Genomic DNA, 20412 nt, shown 5'->3' with positions numbered 1-20412 from the left:
TACTGATGCGTGCCGCAGAAACACATTTCTCGACGCGTGAGGGGAACTTTTAGGCCTGTGCAATCGAACTATGCATATCTGCGGCTAGACTGTTCATGGAATGGCGAGTAGCTCTTAATCCTGTTCCGGTACGCTTGGTTGCCACAGCTATTTCCCGGATGATCTCATGCTGCCGGTTTCCAAAAAAGAACCCGCCACGGAGGGCGGGTTAACGGCAAGTTAAAGTGCACGTCGGGCTGATCAAGCACCTTGAAAATGAGAATAGTCCCCTGCCGTCTGCAGGTCATATGCAATTCTGCTGTACCCCCTAATTTGCTGAAATTCGCTCAAAGAGCAACTCGCATTATGTATTGGGAGGACTACAAGACCTTCTGTGGCACCATGCAAAAGGCGTCGGTCTGCCCAAAAGCCGGACTGTAACTCGATCTGAGTTTCGTGCGAGTGGTCAACCTATCGGCCTCTGCTCTATCCTGAATGAGCAGCGGATTCACATACCTTTTTCCATACTTCTGGAGTGAGAGATAAGACCGGTCTGGATCCAAGTTCCGTATCGTTCCATCTGCGCAAATTTCATTTGGGATCTTCGATGTCTAGCCAGAAGCATTCGCAGCATATTCTCTTAAATCATACTCCAAAAACATTCCTGTCCAGCTTGATCGCCGCGTGTATTCTCTACAGTGCGCCAAGCCGCGCCGAGCCGAAGATCATCTACAGCGACAGCTTCGAGGCTCCAAAAGTTTCAGGTCTTTTTGCGAAGGACCTTTCCGGTTGGACCAATTCTCAAAAATCCTTCCCTCAGAATGAGGTCGAGATCGTATCTGAGCCCCGGCGCAGCGGCTCTGGAGCTCTGCGCCTTTATGCAATTCCATCGAACTCCACCGTATCCAAAGGCGATGTCGAAAAGGAACTGCCAAGCATCCGTCAGGGGCAGACAATTGTCATTTCCGCGTGGTTCTTCATTCCGCCCGGCCCCGAGCTGAATAATCTTTTTCTGCTCGATATCGAATGCAATCAGTGTTGGCCGGAGCGGTCTACCATTCCCGACAAAGGTCCTGGCGTGCGCATCCGGTTGAACGGGCCCACCGGGCGACCGGCTGTAGAGCGGCGCAAGATCGGTCTTCGCGACATGCCGAATGAGTTGGGATCCAGCGCGCCGCTACCAAGGGGGCGATGGTTCAAATTCGAATGGCGGCTGCTCTTGAGTCCAGACGAAAATGGATTGACGGAAATCACGATCGACGATGAGGCGGTATTCCGCGGCCGCGGCCCCAACCTTCCCGATCCGGAAGTTTTCAGGCGCTATGGTATCGAACTGAGACAAGTCCTTTATAATCGACTTCAGGTGGGTATCACGGCCAACAGTTCGTCGAATCCAATAGAGCTTTTCGTCGATGATGTATCTGTCGCGGTTGATTGAAAACTGAAGCGGGACACACGGCGCTACGGCTTTGCGAGAATCTCCGTGTAGAGGCGCAAATAGTTATCGGCCATGGCTACCGAGGAGTAGTCTCTGATCACCTTATTTCTTGCGGCCGACCCCATCCGTGCAGCTTCGCTTGGATGACGCGCCAGATGAATGATCTGCCCCGTGAGGGCATCCACGTCATCGAAAGGCACAAGGCAACCATCGATATTATCCTGAACGACATCCCGATGACCTGGGACATCGGAGATGATGACAGGAAGTCCCCAGCTCATCGCCTCGAGCACGGAAACCGGCAATCCTTCATAAGAGGACATTGAGACGAATATGTCTGCCTGGCTGAGGAACTCCCCAACATCGTTGATGGAGCCCAGCAGGGTCACATGTGAGCCTAGGTTCAGTCGATCGATACATGCGGCCAGCGTCTCTCGCTCGGGTCCATCGCCCGCAATGGCGAGATGAGCATCCGGCAACGTATCTCTGACTCGGCTCAAGGCTTCTATCATCATGACGTGCCGCTTTAAACCAACGAGACGCCCGAGGGCGACAATGCGCGGCCCGCCCTGCGCAGTGAAACGGTTCTGTCTGTGATAGCCGGAAGCGATGATTCTCGAATCGTCCGGAATAGCGATGCCATTGGAAATCGTCTCAAGCCTTTCTCCTGAGACACGCAGTTCAAGGGAGAGACGCTCGCTCACTGCATTTGTGACGCCGATATTTCGCGAAGCACGACCTGTGGCCCATTTGGTCAGAGCAGACCGCAAAGCGCTTTTCACGGGCCTCTCCTTCGGTAGTAGGCGATTGCTATGATGGGTTACGATGAACGGGATCCCGGTTCCGGAGAGGGCTGCCGCAGCCAGGACGGCGCTGTCCGACATATGAGCATGCACGAGATCGATCTGCTGCTGTTGAGCGAAGCGCCGCAATTTCATTGTCGCATACGCCCGGGGAGCACCCTCCGCTCCAGGCCATTCCAATACCGACACACCAGCGTTGCGAAGATCCTTTGCATAGGACCCGCCACCGCGCCAGGGACATACGAACGCCTCAACGCGGGATGAGTTGCTCGCCATCGCGAGCGTCGCAACCATTGTTTGGGCTCCTTCACGTTTGAGATTATGGATCAGATGGAGTATGCGCAGCGCCATGGACCAGCTCACCGCAAATAACATAGCAAGGACAGCGTGTTCCTGAAGTTCGTTGCAAAACCTCAGGCGGCTTGAGATTAAGCATAATTTAATCTATGTATTACTCAAGGCCGACGCAGCGCGGCCCATCCAACAGCAGTACACAGTTCACTTAACGGCTTTTATTCCCTGACCCGCGTCAGGGCTCTCGGGCGAAGACTTGTCGAGGCATCCCGTCGCGCTGTCACAGCAGCCGGCGTCGATGCGCTTCGTGAGGATCTTCGATGCGCTCCCCTAGACTCCAGCTCGACAAAACCGAGCAAAATGCCTTGCTCTCCCTCTCTCTCTCTCAGCCGCAAAGCCGCGGGATTGCCTTGCGCGCACGCATCGTACTCCTCTGTGCTGCAGGCCAGACAAACAGCGCCGTCTCAGCCCAGCTCGGCGTTTCACTGCACACAGTGGGAAAGTGGCAACGCCGTTATCGGGAAGCAGGAACAGAGGGCCTCAAGGATCAAGCCCGATCCGGCAAACCACGCCAGATCGAATGGAACGCCCTTGCAGAACTGATCGAAAGCAAACTTGCGAGTTCACCGCCTGAAGGCGAGCGATGGACGATGCGCAGGATGGCCTCGGCAATCGGCGTTCCTCTTACGACAGTCGCGCGTACGTGGCGCCATTTCCAAATCCAGAAACATGACGACGATTTGTCCTCAGGTATTGGTGCGGATCGGGGATCGCAGTCCGCCCCCGAGTTACCTGTAAACTCTCGCGGACATTCTGCCCCGGCAGAAGGCGCTTCAGCCGAAATGCGTGGGTAGGAGCGATCTTATGAGCTTGATTCCCTCCGAGAGCATGCGTCCGCACCAGGAAAATGTAATCGGATCTACGCAACTGCAGTTCGATCAAGGCAGCCAACCTCGCCTTCGCGTCGTCACGCATACAGCGAAAAGCATCTTGGTTCGCTTTGGAATCGTCGGCCTTGCGAGACAGTGGCCGAGCTCGCAAAGGCAAGCGACGATCCTGCGGTATCATTCAGTCAGCTCGGCAGGTGACTATCGCTCGCCAACAATCTCCGTCCATCCTGAGATGTTCAGGCGTCAGATGGAATTCCTGTCCCGCCACTACGATGTGCTCACTCTGGATGAGCTTGTAAGCGGCTTGGAAACAGGGTCCTTGCCACCCAAGGCGGTCGCAATCACATTTGATGATGGCTACAAGGATAATGCGACAGAAGCCCTGCCGATTCTTGCTCGCTACAACCTCCCTGCGACATTCTTTGTGACATCCGATGCGGTTCTCGGGAAGAGCGCCTTCTGGACCGGTTGGCTCCATCGCGCTGTGTCCTCCGCCTCCGAGGAAACTCTGCGAAAGGCTTCTGATTCCTTGATCGGTGGGATGTCATCCGTCCTGAGCCGTGAGAAAATATATGCGGCCCTGGCATCGCAAGTCGATCACGCTCATGGCAGCAAGCGTCAACAACGGTTTCTCGCGCTGAGTCGTGCTTTTCATCATATGCCGCCCCTATCGTCGCCCAGCGACTTCATGATGGATATCGATGACCTGCGCGCGCTCCTGAGCGCCGGAATGACGATTGGCGCGCATACAGCAACGCACAAAGTCCTCGCAGGCCTGCCTGAGGATGACGCACGAGAAGAGCTGTCGAGGTCAAAGCAGGAGCTTGAGCAAGCTCTCGTTACGCCCATCGTTCACTTCGCATATCCGAATGGACATGTGGCGTCCAATGTCGACGACGCTGCGATACGTCTCACGCGGGAAGCCGGATACCGGTCGGGCGGAACCTCCCGTCGCGGTGCAGCCCTGGTTGGCACGCCAACTCATAATCTTCCCCGACAGGGCATCAATGATGCGCTCGGGTTTTCAGGCTTCGTCTTCAAGCTCGAAGAAGCACGTTTCTCTCTTCTTCTGCGAGGATCCTAGAACGATGCGGGTCCTTACCATCACCAATATGTATCCGAGTTCCTCTCGACCAGGATGGGGCTCCTTCATCCATTCTCAGGTCGAAAGCATAAGGAAAGCAGGCGTCGAAATCGATCTCCTGGAAATTGAAGGCTACCGCAGCCGCTGGAATTATTTCCGCGCGATCTGGGACATGCGTCGGATGATCCGGCAAGGAGATTACGATCTGATTCATGCCCATTACGGATTATCGGGCCTCGTTGCACGTTGCCAATTGTCATTGCCTGTCGTCGTCTCATTCTGCGGCGATGACCTCTATGGGCATGCTGGCCCTGATGGGCGTCCGCGTCGCAAAAGTCTCGTTCTAGCGTGGATCCACCGGCAACTTTCTCGTTTCGTGGATGCCTCTATCGTGAAGTCCGCTGCAATGAACTCCCTGCTTCCGCGACAGGACGCAACCGTCATTCCGAATGGGGTTGATCTTGATCTTTTCAAGCCAATGGATCGCGCATCATGCCGGGCCTCTCTTGGCCTGGATCCAGCCAGGCTTTACATCCTATTTCCTTATGGACCGGATCGCGCCCGTAAGAACTTCCCTGCGTTGCGGGAGGCCGTCAATCAGCTCAACACGGAGGCTACGGCCCAAGGGCTGATCGAGATCCTCACCATTGAAGGAGAGCCCCAAGAGCGAATTCCGACATATATGAACGCAGCCGACCTGATGGTGCTCCCCTCATTCTGGGAAGGATCGCCAAATGCCGTCAAAGAAGCACTGGCCTGCAATCTCAAGGTCGTCGCAACCGACGTCGGAGATGTTCGTGAACGCCTCGCTGATCTTCCCGGCACATACGTCTGCGATCCGACAGCTGCTTCGATCGCGATGGGGATACGTGCCGTTCTCGCAGATTATCGCCCTGTCCGCAGTCGTGAAGCGATGCTTGATCTGTCTCTGGAGCAGGTAGGCAATCGTGTTATCGACGTTTACCGGAATATCCATCGTCATCGGCGAAACGTCCTCATCATCGTTGAGAACCTTCCCGTCCCCTTCGACCGTCGAGTATGGCAGCAGGCCAACGCGCTGAAAGCCAACGGCTTGGGCGTTTTTGTGATTTGTCCCAAGAGGGGCACCTACAACAAGTCTCACGAGGTCATCAACGGCATCGAAGTCTTTCGCCACCCGCTCCCGGAGGCCCGGGCCGCTTGGGGCTATCCGGTGGAGTATGGCATCGCTCTTTTCTGGCAGCTCGTTCTAGCATTTCGGATTTACTTCACGCGGGGTTTCGATGTCATTCACGCCTGCAATCCGCCCGATCTGATTTTCCTCGTCGCGGCCCCTTTCAAGCTCCTGGGCGTCCGATTCATCTTCGACCATCACGATCTATGTCCGGAACTTGGCGAAACAAAATTCGGAACCGGCTGGAAAGCAACAGCGGCTCGCAAAGTCCTTCATTTTCTGGAGCGCGCAACATTCCGCCTTGCCGATGCTTCGATTGCGACAAACAATTCCTATCGGAATGTCGCCATCCAGCGAGGAGGCATGAAGCCCGAGCGGGTGTATGTCGTACGCAGCGCCCCCGACCAGGCAAAGTGGCAGCTGGTCGAGGCGGATCAAAGTCTGAGGTCGCGAGCTCGCTTCCTTGTTGGCTATGTCGGCGTGATGGGTTCTCAGGAGGGCTTGTCCAATCTTCTCGCAGCCATCAGCGAGATCGTCTACGGAAGAGGACGTCGAGATATCCGTTTCATGCTCATCGGCGATGGACCCGAGAAAGCCAGCCTTCAAAACGAGGCGGTATCTCTCGGGATATCCGAATGGGTTGAGTTCACGGGTCGGGTTCCGGATGCTGATCTCATTCGTATTCTATCCTCATGTGACATCTGCGTGAATGCAGACCTCGCCACCTCCTTCAACGATCTGTCGTCCATGAACAAGATTGTCGAGTACATGGCGCTAGGAAAGGCAATTGTTCAGGTCGATCTGACAGAAGGACGCTTTACCGCAATGGACGCGGCTCTCTGCGCCGCAGCCGACGACCCGATCGATTTCGCCGATAAGATTCTCGATCTGCTCAGTGATCCAGAGCGCATGCAACGGATGGGCGCAGTCGGCCGAAAGCGCCTCGATGAAACGCTTGCCTGGAAACATCAAGTTCCCAACCTCCTGGCCTGCTACTCCTCCGTCATCGGCCCCTTTTCTACCGTCGAAACACATGCCCCTTCTCCAGAGGTGCTGCGACATGACCTCAACCCCAGTGCGAAGGCTTGACATGATTAGAGCGATTTTGGTTGGCCTAGTTATTGCCCTTTCAGGCTTATTCTCGATCCCGCCATCTCTGGCCTCAGATTACAGATACGAACTCAGGCCAGGCGACGAGGTCCGCATCACAGTCTACAAAGAACCTGAGATGTCGGGAACGTTCCGGGTCAGTGCGACAGGGAGCATATCAATCCCAGGGATCGGCGAATTGAAGACGATGGGAATGACTGCCGAGGAGTTGCGCGTGGCTGCGATCAGCGCCCTCTCAGCCCGGCATTATACGAACCCGGATGTTGCGATGGAGATCGTAAAATATGGCCCCGTCTTCATCATGGGCGATGTGAGAAATCCTGGCCGTCAAGAGTACATTCCAGGCCTAACCGTAACCCAACTCGTAGCGATCGCAGGAGGATACCCTCTTCTGGCTAGCGTATCGGATGGCAGCGCTCTCTCGCGGGATGCCGATAGGCAGCGGCAGGATCTGGCAAGCGCGCAGCACAACTACGCAGTTCAGACTGTCAAGCGGGCAAGGCTGATTGCTGAGCGCGATGGAGAGAAAGAGCTCCCGGCCCTCTCGGAGCTGGAGAACTTGGTGGGAAAGGAGCGGCTTGAACAAATTAAGTCAGCTGAGCGGCATTTGATGCGCACTCGCGCAGAGGAGGAGGCGCAAAGAATGCAGCTTCGAGTTTCGCAGCAAAAGGAGGTGGAAAAGAGCAAAGTTGCGCTTGAAGAGCAACTCATCGCTACCCGGCGGCTGCGGGATATCGTTGATGTCGACCTGAAGAACATCAAAGAGCTCAAGGAACGCGGTCTCACTGCAAGCACTAGGGTGCTGGATCTCGAGCGTATGTCATCCGACACGGACATGCGATTGAACAACACAATTGCTCTGATCGCACAGTCAAACCAGACCCGTATCAACATCGAACTGGAAATCAAGCGGAGCTCTGAGGAGCGCCGGATCACGCTGGCCGAACAGCTGATAGAGGTCGAAACGGAGTTGGCCACTCTTCGTCGTCGGATCACAGATGCCACCGAGTTCCTGAACAATCATGGGTATGCCCTTCCAAGTCCCTCAGGGCCTCAGGCCGAGATTGTTCGCAGCTTTACGCTTGTCCGAGAGGCGTCCCCAGAGCAAGTCGCAGTCAACGGCAACGATCCCGTACTTCCTGGCGATGTTCTCATCGTCACTCGAGAGACCATGACCCAACCTGCAGGTTTGGGGGCGGCTCCTCTAAACACTCAAGACCCCCGCACCCGAGTTGGCAGCTTGCCTCCCTCGCAGGATTAGGAAGAACTCATGCGCTATTCATCAATCCCACTGTCTCTGCGCCGGGCCTGTCGCGACATCCTCGCCACGGTACAGCCGGGTCCAAGCGGTGTGGTCCTCGGCATTATGTCGACACTCCCACGTGAGGGCGTGTCCACTATCACGATCGGACTATCCAAAGTCTTAGGCGATACGCAGCAGGTCCTCCTTGTCGATGCAAGCGCTGGGCTGCCGATTGCCGAGCTTATCAATGCCGAACCCCGACCACTCGTAATTTCTGAGCTCCTGCATCCGCACTACGTTAACGTTCGGGACTGGATCACCTCAGATCCCGAAAGGAACTTTGACCTTCTGACATTGCACCCCGACCAGCTATCCGCTCCGTCATGGGAGGGTAACTGGGCAGCTCTGAAAGAACTTTTGACTCAGAAATACGATCTGATCCTCGTTGATCTCGGCTCTCTGCAAAAGCAGCTTTCTCCATCCTGGAGTGGAGGCGTCGACTACATGTATATGGTTGTCGATATGTCTCTCACGACAGTTGATGCACTCGTGCGATCCCGAAAGGAGCTTGACGTCCTACGTCTTCCTATCTCTGGCGTGATCTTGAACAGACGGACCTTCTCCACGCCTGCGTTTCTTGCGGGAGATAGATTATGAACACGCATTGGGCGTCAGTGGCGCCGGTTGTATTGGATGTAGGCACTCCGTCTCGAGCAAAAGCCTGGATCTTTCTCTTTCGCCGCAGGTACATGATACTTGGTGTATTCTTGGCACTCTTCACTGCTGCGACGGCTCTGATATATCTTGTTCCTCAAACCTACACGGCAAAGTCGAGCCTTCTGGTCGAGCGCACGCGTTCCCCTATCATGCGAACTGACTACTCGCCTGGTCTTGAGATGAACGAAGTGATGAATACAGCACGCGGTATCGCGAGCTCACGCAGCGTGATTTCCGCAGCTGTCGACTCCCTTAAGCTGACGGAAAGGCCTCCCTCCAATACTTTGTTTGCCAGTCTCCTGAGAGGCGTAGATGCAATTCTCAGGACACTGGGTCTCGTACCTGAGGTCAACCCGCGGGACCGTTGGATTGAATCAGTGACGAAATGGCTTACTGTTACTCCAGTGGTTAACTCGAATATTCTGACAATCTCAATCTCACACGATGACCCACAGCTTGCCGCTGATCTGGTTAACGAGATTACCAATCAATACATCAAGCAGCACCTGAAGATTTATTCGACCCGCGGTCTCGCCGAGTTCTACCGTGACCAAAAAGATCTTGCTGAGAAAGAGTATCACGCTGCGCGCCAAAGAATCATCGATTTCAAGAAGAACGCTTCTCTCTATGCCATCTCAGCATCGCGCGATGAGTACGCTCGAGAGCTGAGCACGCTTCGTGGCCAACTTCTCACATCAACTAATGACCTGAACCGGCTCACACGGCGTTATGATGCCCAGCACCCTGAAGTGGTTGTTTTAAGAGACACCATATCGGCAGTCGAGGCGCGAGTTCAGGAAACCGAAGCCAAGCTTCAGCGTCTCGAGCGAGATGAAGCAACTCTTACGGATATGGAGCTGCAACTCGATACTCGTCGCAAGACCTACATCGACTATTCAAACAAATACAGTGAAGCTGCAATTAGCGAGCATGCCGATCCGGATGTCGTGAACGTTCGCCAGGTAGAACAGGCGGTAGTACCGCCTCAGCCATGGATTGCGCGTTTGTTCCTCATTATAGGGGCGATGATAGCCAGTCTGGCCATAGCGATCGGAGTCGGGTTGCTTCGCGATTATTTCGATGATCGCCCAACTGGGCCAGAGAATGTGGAGAGCGCTCTCGGCGTCCCGGTTCTTGGCTGGCTAGAGCGTCTTCCAGCCACAAAACTCCGTTCGATCTATGTCGAAAGCGACATACGGAGGATTGAATGACCAGTTTCAATCGGAAGCGGGTCGCCCTGATTATGCCGATCCGAAATGATGCCGCCTCAGTTCGACCGACCATGGATGCTATCTATGCTTCAACGCGCATGCCCGACGAAATCGTCGTCGCAGATGGTCTCTCTACAGATGGAACACTTGAGCTAATCAAGGAGTATGAAGGTCGTGGCATTACGATTACGGTCGTCGCCAACCCGCGCCTTTGGGCCGGCGGGGGGCGGAATGCCGCCGTCCGCGCAACAAACTGCGACATTCTCGTTCTGAACGACTTCGGCAACATCATCGAACCCGACTACATTGAAAAGATCGTCAAGCCCTTTGAGAGCGACGAACAAATTGAACTCGTCAGCGGCCTCTTTCAGATGCGTGTCACGAGCGATTTCGAGCACTGCGTCGCAGCCATCCACTATTACGATAACTACGTTCTTGAGCGATTAAACTCTGATGAAGTGCGGCGACTTCTCCCGGAGATCATTCTTCCAGGCGGGCTTTGCACAGCTGTTACCCGACGCATGTGGCTGGCGGCAGGGGGGCAGCCAGAGTGGCTCGCAAAGGGACAGGACAAGCTTTTCAGCCGCAAAGTTTATGCCCTAGGCGGCAAGAGCGTTGTCGCTCCCGATGCTAGGCTCTGGCACCATGTGCGGAGCAATCTCGGAGATCTTTTCCGTCAGGTATTCTTCTACGGACGCGGAAATGGCCAAATGCGCTTCATTTCGCGGCATGTCGTCCGTCTTATGATGGTTTACGGCTCCGTGTCAGCACTTCTCCTGCTTGGCTTCGTTAGTACTGCCTTTCCTGTGCTCGCAGCGCTCGCTTTCTTGGCTTATATCTGGCGTGCTGGCGCAAGAAAGGTCCTTCTTATAGACGGCCGCTTGAAGAAGCTCCGCTATATTCCCATGGCAGGCTTGGTGCTTGTAACAAGAGACATCGGCTCCTTGCTCGGACATCTGCTTGGCTGGGCGGAATGGGTAGCGAGGCCAAAATTCCGTGACCTCTATTACCTCTATATGCGCGAACTTCCGCCCGAGCGAATCTCTGTCTTGGCACCTGACAGTGCTGGACCGGGCATGGTCGGAAAGATGCTTCGAGCCATGAAAGTCTCCTGATGACGCCTCTTTTCCAGGATCAGATCAAGGTTGAGGCGCTTACGAATCTGGAAGCCTTCGACCGATATGCGACGGAATGGGATGCTGCCGTTCAACAGGCATCCTTTATCGGCGTGCAGATGCGCCACTTCTGGATCCGGCGATGGCTGACGACGATCGGAGCCGGACAGGATATTGCTTTCCAGATTTTGCGCGACGGCGCGGGTGTTGTCGGCTGTGCGGCATGGGTTCCTACGGTTCAGCGGATGGGCCTCGTGAGCGCCCCGGTGTTGCGCCTTGCCGGTCAACCGCTTTTCAAGCGCTCACAGATTGTCCTCGTGCGACGTCAAGCACAGGCGGTTTCTGCAATGCTGGCGGACCTGCGCAAGATGCGCTGGCGCTGGCTTGATCCAGGACTGCTAACAGATGATGATCCTTTACTCAGTAACCTTCCTGCTTTTTCTAACGGTATCAAACCCTGCGAGAGAAACAGCTATACCCTCCCCCTGATTTCTGCAGATGGGAACTGGGATGCTTATCTCTCAAGTCGCTCGCGAACGATAAGGAAGCAATATCGGCGCCGTCTGTCGACGGACGGATTGAAGATCAGAGTGTTTCCGAGCGATTTCACTTCGCTTGATGAACTCATTGGCGTGGTAGAACAAGTCGCGCGTCGAAGCTGGAGTTTCGATGAGGGGACATCCGTAGTGTCAACAGCATCGCATTGGGAGTTCTGGCGCGGCATCATCCAGGACGCTGTAGCACAAAACCTTCTGCATGCGTCTTGTCTCTTCCAAGGTGAGAGGCCAACAGCCTTCATCTTTGGAATCCATCATAACAAAGTTCTGTATGCTCTCAAATCCTCCTTCGATCCTGAGCTTTCAAAGATCGCGCCTGGACAGGCGGTCATCTGTTCTTTGATCCAGACAGCCATGGAGAATCGAGAGATCGAAACAATAGATCTCGACTGCATCATAGGGCGTGGCGATTACAAGCTCGACTGGGCGACAGAGACGCGGACAATGCGTCAGTACTATGCTTTCCGGTCCGGTTTTCTTCCCAAGATTTTCCTACACGCTTATCAGATCAAGAAGCACCTCGACAGCAGAACGCGCCTTGTGTCAGCTGACCTGACGGAGGCTGCCTCATGACCTTGGATGCTGGCTGGCACCATGGAATAGCAGCGCTCGATGCGCTCAAGAACGAGTATCAGGAACTCCTGAACCGTTCCAGCGATACGACCCTTTTCAATAGCTGGAGCTGGATCCGGGCCGCGGCCGCTCATGATATTCTCTCGGGTCGGGAAACCAGGACGCTTACGATCCATCGGAACCGTGAACTCATAGCTTGTCTGCCGATGACGTGGGGACGTGAGTTCATTTGGGGGCTGCCTGCACGAACATTGCGGCCTCTTGGTTATCCACTCAGCGACAGGATTGGGATCCCTGTAGCGGACGCAAATCCGGATGTTCTGGAATCGCTCATTGGACTCTTGTTAAAGCCCGGCTTCACGCAATCCGACGTAACTATCCTGAGTGAGCTCCCAGAGTCTGCAGGTTACCGGAAAGTTTTTCAGGATGCGCCGCTACGACATCATACTCTTATCCGCCTTTGCAGTCGGGCTCCGGTCGTCGACATAGTGGATCCGGCGAAGTCCGGTGAGTTCTTCTCCAAGAGCCTCAAGGTGCGCTTGAACCGCTCGCGCCGTAAGCTGCAGAGTACGGGATCGGTAACCTTCGAGCGTGTGCGGCCTTCTCCTCAAGATCTTCCTGGGCTGATCAGCCTCATCGCGTCAATCGAGAGCAGGAGTTGGAAGGGGGCCGCCGGCACCGGGATCTTTTCAACTTCCCAGCGGCGCTCATTCTTTGAGGATATTGCCTGCGCGCTGGCCATTGATCGGCGCGTGGAGATTACCCTGCTTAAGCTCAACGATGAAGTAGTAAGTTACCGCTTTGGTTTTTTGTTTGACCACACCTACCTGGATTACAATTTCGCCTATCCGGAAGATCTTTCTGCCCTGAGCGTTGGCCGTGTTCTACTGGGTGAGGCCATAGACACAGCCTACAAGGCTGGCCTTAGGACTTTCGACGCCTCTCGCGGCTCCTTGACCAAACCGAACATTCTGCACGACTGGACGCAACGTGCCATCGAACACGACGAGGCTTGGCTATTCGCAAAAAGCATCTGGGGCAATTTCCTGCGCTTGGCCATCGTGAAGGGAAAACCGGCGGCCAAGCGATTGATGAAACGGGTGGAGGCGGTGTGATGGCGAAGGGAGAATCCAAAGTCATTATGCGCCATGGACGAGTCTATGGGATCGCAAACCTTATCAATAGGGGCGCAGGACTCATCCTGCTTCCCGTCTATACGCATGTTTTGACCCCGGCTGAGTTCGGTCTTTACGCGAGCATTGTGATCGTCACGGACATTCTGTCCGTAATCCTTGGGATGGGACTGGGACGGGCGCTCGTCCGACTGCATGTCGAGCAACAGGACGAGGCGGGGCGAGGTGCTGTTCTCGGAACTGCCCTGGCAGCTTACGCAGGAATGTCTCTCTTAATTGCGCTCCTCGCATATCCCGCATCCCTGATTGCGAGCAGACATCTGTTTGGACTTGAGGGTGAAACCTGGGTTTTCGCATGGGCGATCTTGGGACTGATCCCATCAACCCTGTTCAACCTTCAGCTCAATTACATCATCGTTCTGAAAAGGTCGGGATTCTATCTTTTCATATCCATCGTGAAAGCCGTCTTGCTTACAGCTCTCAGTCTCTGGCTTGTCGTCCTTCTCAACAAAGGCGTCTTTGGGATCGTGATTGCAACTTTGATAGGGAGCACTGCCGTCTCGCTGATCATTCTGATCGACATGTATCGTACGACATCAATGTCCCTATCACGGCCAATCCTTGCTGAACTGCTGAGATTTGGCAGTCCCTTGGTACCTACGATCATGCTCGATACGATTCAGTCCTCGTTGGACAGGTACGTGATTGGCTCTCTGCAAGGCTCTTCAGCGCTCGGCAACTACGGGCTCGGCCTCCGAATTACGAGTCTGCTCAATCTCTTCGTGACAGCACCGTTCATGCAAATTTGGGGCGTCCGGCAGCTTGAAGTCCTTCAAGCTGGTGACGAAAACAGGGAACTCCCCCAAATTTTCTTCCGCTTCATGCTCACTCTTATAGGTTTGAGTGTCGGAATCAGCATCTTCAGCGACGAAGTAATCCGCCTCATCGCCTCGGAAGCCTATGCTCCTGCCGCATCGGTTCTTCCTTGGCTTGCATGCGTGCAGGTTCTCGCCGCGCTTCGAAGCTATGGGGAACTTGGCTTGCACTACGCCAAGAAGACCTCTCCTCTTATTGGGATCTCGCTTACCAGCCTGCTCATCGGAGCTCCGATCTATTGGATCGTGGCGCTGAAATTCGGGATTGTCGCCATCGCATCTGTATGCGCCGGGGTCATGCTCGTCCGCACCGGTCTCACGCTGCTATGGGCAGATCGGCACAGTAGCCTTGTGCGCATGTTCCCCTGGTACAGCTTTACTGCAGCCACTGCCGTTGCCGCCGTATGCGTGACTGGCACCTTCCTGCTGCCCGCTGACGCCAACCTCTTGGAGATTCTCGCGGCCAAGATCGGGATCCTGATGGCCTTCTTCGCTGCTGCACTTGCCCTCTTGTGGAGAGCTGAGAGAGCTTCGTGGGACTCATCAGCCCTGTCTTCGAGATGGTGGTGGGCAGGGCGGCGAATCGAGCGCGAAGTATAGAGGAGAAAAGGCATGGTTCAGGTCCGACCCGTTCCATCGATGCCTGGGCCGAGCATAGCGTCGCTGCTTTCTAGAAGGAATGTCACCCTCCCATTTCCCTTCGACAGTCCTCATGTCACCTTCTGGAACACGGCGCGAGTGGCGCTCTGGCAGGCGGTTCACGCGCTTGGATTGAAAGCCGGCCAGACAATCGCAGTCCCGGCCTTCTGCTGTGGATCTGAAATCGATCCTTTTCTCGCAGCTGACCTCAAACTGTCGTTCTTCGCCATTGGTGATGATCTTTCTCCCGATCCCGCTTCATTCGAGAAAGCCACGGAGAATGCATCGGCAGCGATGGTGACCCACTACCTCGGCTTCCCTGCGGATCTAACGTTTGCAAAAGATATAACCCGCTATCTCAATATTCCACTTATCGAAGATTGTGCGCATGCTCTTTACGCCACCCAGGACGGCAATCCCATCGGGATGAGTAGTGACGCGGCAGTGTTCAGCCTCCGCAAGACGGTGGCTCTTCCGGATGGAGGCGCGTTGTATCTGAAGTCCGGCGAAGTTGGCACAATCCCGGCGCCACCCTCACAAGAAATCGTTCGCCGATCGACGCGCAAGCTCGTGTCCCTAACGCTACGAACCCATCCTATTGCTGTTGTGAGGGCGGCGGAGGATCTGCGCCGGCGCATGAAAGTCAGACGTGCTCAGTCGGATGACTCGAAGATCGATCTCCCTGATGAAGTCCAGTGGGATCTTCAGCCCTTCTCTCGGAGCGCATCGAATCTCGGCATGTCGAGCCAGGCGCTCCGCCTTTTCAGAGCAACTGATCATGAGTTTGTCAGAGCTAGCCGCCGTCGAAACTATCTGATGCTTGAAGGCGCCCTCAAGAACTTGAAAGGGCTCAGGCCCATGGTGCCTCAGCTTCATCCAGGCGCTTGTCCTCTGTTTTTTCCCATTCTCGTTGACGACATTGCAAGCCTGCGCAAAGCGTTGGCGAAGGAAGCCGTCGCGGCAAAGCACATGTGGCCACTGCTTCATCCCGCAGTTCCTTGGGAGCGGTTCTCAAAAGAGCGCACATGGAAGGAGAAACTGCTCGGCCTGCCGGTGCACCAAGCACTCCAACCCAGTGACATAGACCGTCTCTTGCATGTAGTGACACAATGGAGCCGAGGATGACTCAAACCACGACCATACGCCGGGTTGCTGACCTCGACGAACTCGAAGCCATTGGCCCGCTTTGGAAGGATCTTCAGGATCAATGCGAACATTCTCATGTTCTCATGGATCATCGCTGGGTCTCTGCGTGGTGGCGTCATTTCGGTGCTGGAAAAGCTCAACATACCCTGGTTATGTCGCAGGGGCGCACGCCTGTTGGGATCGTCCCTCTCGCTGTCACAAGAGGTTTGGAAGCATACCCGTTTCGGGATGCGTATATATCGAGCCCTGACGACTACCGCTATATTCCTTCGCTCCGCTGGCAACGCATCGTACCTGTCCGCCGCCTGACATTTCCGGTTAATATTGCTTCCAGCAATGTCAGAGGTCAGATGGTTTTTCCACAACCTGACCGGAACCTGTATGCAGCCTTTGCTCGGTATGCAGCCGAAACGTCATCCTCGTGGGATGTGGCAACACTTCCCGGCCTCCGTTCTTGGATGCATGAAGATACGATGCTTGGGTCGGCGCTAAGGAGCACGGATCTATCACTCGGAAACAGGCACAGCACCCGTGAAATGCTTTATGTGGATCTTCCCGCGACATGGCCAGAGTTCCTAAAGATGCGTTCCCGGAATTTTCGGGAAAATCTCAAGCACGAGAACAAAAAGCTCACACAGACATTCTCCGCGCTTGGACCAATGAAGATCAGCAACTTTCGCGGGTCAGACATAACAAGAAACATTAACCGCCTGTTCGCTCTGGAAGAACAGAGCTGGAAGGTGACAAACGAGAAGGAACGCCGTCTGCACCTTGCACTTGACGATAAAACACGCAGCTTCCTTCGCGACGTGGCCGAACGTTTCTCCGCAGATGACGAGGCAAACTTAGGTATTCTCAGCTTTGGCGATACGGATGCAGCTGGCGTATTTAATATTGAGCGCGGCGGCACATCACTTGGCCTCGTTCTCTATCGTCACGAGAAACTCGGTGCTCCGGTCGCCATTGCCCCTTTGTTCCAGAACCTTTTCGAAATTTCGATATCACGAGGGATGAAGAGAATTGATTTCAATGGATATACTCGCAACTACATGAAATGGGCGAAAGAATCGCACATTTATTCACGCGTCATCTTCTTCAATTCGAAACCGTATTCTCAATTGCTCCGAGCCATTGACAGCAGCGCCGTCGCCATGGGCCATCTGATTTCACCTTCAGGCAATGCCTCGACAGAACAAGCGAGGACAACTCCATGACCTTTCTGGATCAGCCCTCATCATTCGCGAACATAGAGACGAATATATCAAAAAGTTTTGCGGACGCGTTTTCTGTAGAACGTATTGATTCAATTTCGAAGTATGATGCTTTCGCTTGGAGCTGGGACCAGATTCAGGACAATTATTCCTTTCGTCATGTGCTCCTAGACCGGCGGTGGGTAAGCGCTTGGTGGAACGTCTTCGGACAGAGGAAGGATTTGCATACTCTTCTGGTTCGCGAGGGGTCGGAGATGCGAGCTATCGTGCCGATGATCCTATCGCGCGGATGGGAGGCTTGGCCGAGTCGGGACGGGCCATACCAAATCACAGACGACCATGCGAATCTTGACATTCCAAAATGGCGCCGAATCGTCCCAGTCCGTCGCGTTACGTTCCCGCTCAACATTCCATCGCAGAATGCGCGTGCGCATGCGCTCCTTAATGGCGATCCCACGCCTGTCTGCGGCGCAATAACTCGATATTGGTCCAATCGTGCCTCTGAGTGGGACGTGATGGTACTTGAAGGACTTCCGATTGAATCCGGCCAGCGAGAGGCCTTCACAGAAGCGGCGATGGGGGAAGGATTTTCTGTCCTTCCTGCAGGCCGTGTTCGAGTGATGTATCGAGCGGATTTAAACGGCGGTTTTGATGCCTATCTTGCTCGGCGGAGCTCGCACTTCCGAAAGCGCCGCAGACAACACATCGCGCGATGCCGCAGCGCTGGCGACCTTACACTGATATCCTTTCGAGGTTCGAATATTCGTCGTGGCCTCAACATCCTATTCGAGGTTGAGAGGCATACTTGGAAAGCCAATCCCGATGGAAGTGTACGGGTACGGGTGCCGCTGAACGATGAACTCAGACGCTTCCTGACTGAAGTTAGCGTCGCGTTTGCCTCAAGCGACGATGCTGTCATTCATGTCATGTGCCTCAACGGCAATCCTGTCGGCGCGATTATGGGCCTTTCGCGACAACATGTCATGCTCTCTCTTCTCATCTATCTTCGTGACGACGTACGCAGTTCTATCAACACCACGCCGCTTATGGACGCCCTCATTCAAGATGCCATTTCGCATGGAATGGTCGAATTGGATATCAATGGTGTGACGGAGTTTGCGCGTAAATGGGCCACTCATGAAGAGAAGTATCAGCGACTTTACATCTTCAACCGGCATCCGAGAGCGCAGCTTCTGCGCATCAGCAAATCTCTTGTAACAAATCTATCCCAGCTATCCAGATCGATAGAGCAGGACCAGAATGGAGATGACTATGGGAGCCCTTAATGCAATTCTCCGTCTCGACGGAGGCAGTCCCTCCATCGAGACCCTCCTTCGTATGGCAGCTGCAGCTCCGCACCGAGGTCGCAACCCATCAACTTATGTGAGCGGACCCCTCGCATTGGCGCACCAGCGCAACAGTGCCTCTGTAGCGGATCCCCAGCCCTACGTTACGGACGGCGGCCGCCTAGCAGTCGTCTTGAGCGGACGCTTGTATAATCTTGACGAGCTAGCGAGCAAGTTGCGCCAACTCGGCCACTCGGTCGGCGACGGGCATTGCTCTGCTATCGCAGCAGCCTACGACGCGTGGGGAGTTCAATGTGTCAAAGAACTCGACGGTGATTTCGCATTCGTCCTATATGATGCGCGCAATCGCCGATTGCTGGGTGCGCGCGATGCAATCGGCGTAAAACCGCTTTGCTATGCTCACTGGAATTCATCCTTGTGGCTCGCCTCGGAGCCAGCCCAAATTCTTGAGGCAGGAGTTCCAGCCGATCCATGCGAGACGTCGATCTCATCCTACATCGCCCTGGAGCGCTCTCTAATCGACGCCAGCCTCTCGTTTCACAGGGACATTCGGCGCCTGAAGCCAGGCCATATTGTTGTTCAGGAGGGTACTGGTCCAGCCCGAGAGGAGCCATACTGGCGCATCGATCCGGTCAAAAAAATCGAAGAAACAAGCGAAACCGACATTGCTGCCAGAGTACGGGATTTGCTGATCGATTCCGTACGTCGCCGCACACCGTCCGAAGGGCCTTATGCGTGTGAACTCAGCGGCGGCTTCGACTCGTCGACCGTAGCGGCCCTTCTGCGGCGGGAACTTGAACGACGCAAGATCGATACGCCTATAGAAACTTTCTCCTTTGAGCTGCGGGACCAGGCGGCGGATGAGCCGGAACTCATCAAAGCTGTTGCAAAGAGCATCAACGCACGCCACCACCACATTTATGTCGATACGGAGAATGCCTTCAATCGTCTACCGCAAATTCAACGCGCCGGTGGCCAACCGCAAGTCGACATGGGCCTTCTCTATCTCTGGCGGTGCAAGGAAGAAACTGCGCGTCATGGGGTTCATGTGACCATGAGCGGGCTTGGAGGCGACGAATTGTTCTTTGGGCGCTATCACTATTTAGCGGACCTTCTTCGCTCAGGACGCTTCATTGAATTCACCCGCGACCTGATGGGTTTGTTTCCGATCGACCGAAGCACGGGAAAGCCGTCTTCCCTCCAACGTCTGACGATGGCCTATATCGCCTCGCCTCTCATCCCGCGAAATATGCGGTTTGCCCTGCGCAAGCTCCAGGGGCGACCTGTCGTACCTCCTTGGGTGAATTCCAGCTTGGCGCGCAGGACAAATCTGGCCGAGCGGATCCTCCAAGGTCCAGAGCGGGTCTATTCCGACTACTACCGCCAGGACTGCCTCGAAGTCTTTAACTCTATCCTCGTCAATATTGCGCTGCCTATGCATGAAGCCCTCGGCGCCATTTTCGACGTCGATACACGCTTTCCTCTTCTTGACCGGCGTATTGTCGAGTATCTGTTTGCGGCTCCCAGGGAGTTGAAAATCCAGCATGGCCATACCCGGATTCTCCAGCGTAAAGCCATGGAGGGAATCCTGCCGTCCGTAGTTACGCAGGAGCACTTGAAGAAGAACTTCAATCCCGTTCTGTGGCGCCAGCAGCACGAGCATTTTCTAAGCGCGCTAAAACCGTTCATGAGCCAGCAATCCTTCCGCATTGCTGATTACATCGATGTCGACTGGCTCCGCAGCACTTATGAGGCTTTCGTCGCAGGTCGCGCCCCTGGACAGACTGGCTATCTGCTTTGGTATGCGTTCAACCTCGAAATCTGGCTTCAGGCACAAGGTTCCAGCAGGGAAACTATCCGCGATGGAATACCCGCAGCTTGAAATTATGCGTTCTCAGCGCGAAGCAGCAACGAACCTGCGCAGTGCTTTCATT

Annotated in this window: 15 protein-coding genes and 1 pseudogene; 15 read left to right on the top strand and 1 reads right to left on the bottom strand. The window is 54.8% G+C overall.

What is annotated here, in order from left to right; translation table 11 throughout:
* The first annotated feature begins 586 nt into the window (after positions 1–586).
* On the top strand, positions 587–1417 hold the full coding sequence (locus tag BLP10_RS08565) for a heparin lyase I family protein (protein ID WP_139165448.1): 831 nt from the start codon (positions 587–589) through the stop codon (positions 1415–1417).
* Between the two features lie 23 nt (positions 1418–1440).
* On the opposite strand, the gene BLP10_RS08560 is transcribed toward BLP10_RS08565, so the two are convergent.
* Positions 1441–2571: a glycosyltransferase gene (locus tag BLP10_RS08560; RefSeq protein WP_175493833.1), complete on the bottom strand. Its 1131-nt coding sequence runs from the start codon at positions 2569–2571 to the stop codon at positions 1441–1443.
* Positions 2572–2834: 263 nt separating this feature from the next.
* On the opposite strand from BLP10_RS08560, the gene BLP10_RS24010 reads away from it, so the two are divergent.
* The 14 genes and pseudogenes from BLP10_RS24010 (at position 2835) to BLP10_RS08490 (ending at position 20360) form a co-directional block, all read left to right on the top strand.
* Entirely contained in the window at positions 2835–3368 is a 534-nt protein-coding gene (locus tag BLP10_RS24010; RefSeq protein ID WP_091133332.1) for a helix-turn-helix domain-containing protein, read from the top strand.
* 10 nt (positions 3369–3378) lie between these two features.
* A pseudogene (locus BLP10_RS24005) lies at positions 3379–4278 on the top strand (polysaccharide deacetylase family protein); the annotation flags it as partial.
* A 13-nt stretch (positions 4279–4291) separates the two neighbouring features.
* On the top strand, positions 4292–6730 hold the full coding sequence (locus BLP10_RS08545; protein WP_175493832.1) for a glycosyltransferase: 2439 nt from the start codon (positions 4292–4294) through the stop codon (positions 6728–6730).
* A gap of 1 nt (position 6731) precedes the next feature.
* Complete coding sequence (locus BLP10_RS08540) at positions 6732–8012, top strand: polysaccharide biosynthesis/export family protein (protein ID WP_210183604.1); 1281 nt, start codon at positions 6732–6734, stop codon at positions 8010–8012.
* 9 nt (positions 8013–8021) lie between these two features.
* Entirely contained in the window at positions 8022–8651 is a 630-nt protein-coding gene (locus BLP10_RS08535; protein WP_091133324.1) for a P-loop NTPase family protein, read from the top strand.
* Positions 8648–9922 carry a GumC family protein gene (locus BLP10_RS08530; protein ID WP_091133322.1) on the top strand — a complete coding sequence of 425 codons (1275 nt, stop codon included), beginning with the start codon at positions 8648–8650 and terminating at the stop codon, positions 9920–9922. Before BLP10_RS08535 ends, BLP10_RS08530 begins: the two co-directional genes overlap by 4 nt.
* The gene (locus BLP10_RS08525; protein ID WP_091133320.1) at positions 9919–11037 is read left to right on the top strand and encodes a glycosyltransferase; all 1119 of its coding nucleotides are present in this window, start codon (positions 9919–9921) and stop codon (positions 11035–11037) included. Before BLP10_RS08530 ends, BLP10_RS08525 begins: the two co-directional genes overlap by 4 nt.
* Positions 11037–12167, top strand: coding sequence for a GNAT family N-acetyltransferase (locus BLP10_RS08520; RefSeq protein WP_091133318.1), 1131 nt, complete (start codon positions 11037–11039; stop codon positions 12165–12167). Before BLP10_RS08525 ends, BLP10_RS08520 begins: the two co-directional genes overlap by 1 nt.
* The gene (locus BLP10_RS08515) at positions 12164–13282 is read left to right on the top strand and encodes a GNAT family N-acetyltransferase (RefSeq protein ID WP_091133316.1); all 1119 of its coding nucleotides are present in this window, start codon (positions 12164–12166) and stop codon (positions 13280–13282) included. The genes BLP10_RS08520 and BLP10_RS08515 overlap by 4 nt, the downstream gene beginning before the upstream one ends.
* Positions 13180–14775 carry a lipopolysaccharide biosynthesis protein gene (locus BLP10_RS08510; RefSeq protein WP_175493830.1) on the top strand — a complete coding sequence of 532 codons (1596 nt, stop codon included), beginning with the start codon at positions 13180–13182 and terminating at the stop codon, positions 14773–14775. Before BLP10_RS08515 ends, BLP10_RS08510 begins: the two co-directional genes overlap by 103 nt.
* A 12-nt stretch (positions 14776–14787) precedes the next feature.
* Positions 14788–15939 carry a DegT/DnrJ/EryC1/StrS family aminotransferase gene (locus BLP10_RS08505; RefSeq protein WP_091133312.1) on the top strand — a complete coding sequence of 384 codons (1152 nt, stop codon included), beginning with the start codon at positions 14788–14790 and terminating at the stop codon, positions 15937–15939.
* Positions 15936–17174 (top strand): GNAT family N-acetyltransferase, encoded by a 1239-nt coding sequence (locus BLP10_RS08500; protein ID WP_175493829.1) that lies wholly within the window; start codon positions 15936–15938, stop codon positions 17172–17174. The genes BLP10_RS08505 and BLP10_RS08500 overlap by 4 nt, the downstream gene beginning before the upstream one ends.
* A complete protein-coding gene (locus BLP10_RS08495) occupies positions 17171–18457 on the top strand; it encodes a GNAT family N-acetyltransferase (protein ID WP_091133307.1) in 1287 nt (428 codons plus the stop codon). Before BLP10_RS08500 ends, BLP10_RS08495 begins: the two co-directional genes overlap by 4 nt.
* Positions 18432–20360: an asparagine synthase-related protein gene (locus BLP10_RS08490; protein ID WP_091133306.1), complete on the top strand. Its 1929-nt coding sequence runs from the start codon at positions 18432–18434 to the stop codon at positions 20358–20360. The genes BLP10_RS08495 and BLP10_RS08490 overlap by 26 nt, the downstream gene beginning before the upstream one ends.
* The last annotated feature ends 52 nt before the right edge of the window (positions 20361–20412 follow it).

The sequence above is a fragment of the Microvirga guangxiensis genome (assembly GCF_900102135.1).
Taxonomy (GTDB): Bacteria; Pseudomonadota; Alphaproteobacteria; order Rhizobiales; family Beijerinckiaceae; genus Microvirga; species Microvirga guangxiensis.
This window is presented reverse-complemented; position numbering and strand designations above follow the sequence as displayed.

Excerpts from the sequence above, each read along its gene's own strand:
- BLP10_RS08500 (WP_175493829.1), top strand. The coding sequence starts at position 15,936 with ATGACTCAAACCACGACCATACGCCGGGTTGCTGACCTCGACGAACTC.
- BLP10_RS08535 (WP_091133324.1), top strand. The coding sequence starts at position 8,022 with ATGCGCTATTCATCAATCCCACTGTCTCTGCGCCGGGCCTGTCGCGAC.
- BLP10_RS08525 (WP_091133320.1), top strand. The coding sequence starts at position 9,919 with ATGACCAGTTTCAATCGGAAGCGGGTCGCCCTGATTATGCCGATCCGA.
- BLP10_RS08520 (WP_091133318.1), top strand. The coding sequence starts at position 11,037 with ATGACGCCTCTTTTCCAGGATCAGATCAAGGTTGAGGCGCTTACGAAT.
- BLP10_RS08540 (WP_210183604.1), top strand. The coding sequence starts at position 6,732 with ATGATTAGAGCGATTTTGGTTGGCCTAGTTATTGCCCTTTCAGGCTTA.
- BLP10_RS08505 (WP_091133312.1), top strand. The coding sequence starts at position 14,788 with ATGGTTCAGGTCCGACCCGTTCCATCGATGCCTGGGCCGAGCATAGCG.
- BLP10_RS08495 (WP_091133307.1), top strand. The coding sequence starts at position 17,171 with ATGACCTTTCTGGATCAGCCCTCATCATTCGCGAACATAGAGACGAAT.
- BLP10_RS08565 (WP_139165448.1), top strand. The coding sequence starts at position 587 with ATGTCTAGCCAGAAGCATTCGCAGCATATTCTCTTAAATCATACTCCA.
- BLP10_RS24010 (WP_091133332.1), top strand. The coding sequence starts at position 2,835 with ATGCGCTCCCCTAGACTCCAGCTCGACAAAACCGAGCAAAATGCCTTG.
- BLP10_RS08515 (WP_091133316.1), top strand. The coding sequence starts at position 12,164 with ATGACCTTGGATGCTGGCTGGCACCATGGAATAGCAGCGCTCGATGCG.
- BLP10_RS08530 (WP_091133322.1), top strand. The coding sequence starts at position 8,648 with ATGAACACGCATTGGGCGTCAGTGGCGCCGGTTGTATTGGATGTAGGC.
- BLP10_RS08545 (WP_175493832.1), top strand. The coding sequence starts at position 4,292 with ATGTCGACGACGCTGCGATACGTCTCACGCGGGAAGCCGGATACCGGT.
- BLP10_RS08560 (WP_175493833.1), bottom strand. The coding sequence starts at position 2,571 with ATGGCGCTGCGCATACTCCATCTGATCCATAATCTCAAACGTGAAGGA.
- BLP10_RS08490 (WP_091133306.1), top strand. The coding sequence starts at position 18,432 with ATGGAGATGACTATGGGAGCCCTTAATGCAATTCTCCGTCTCGACGGA.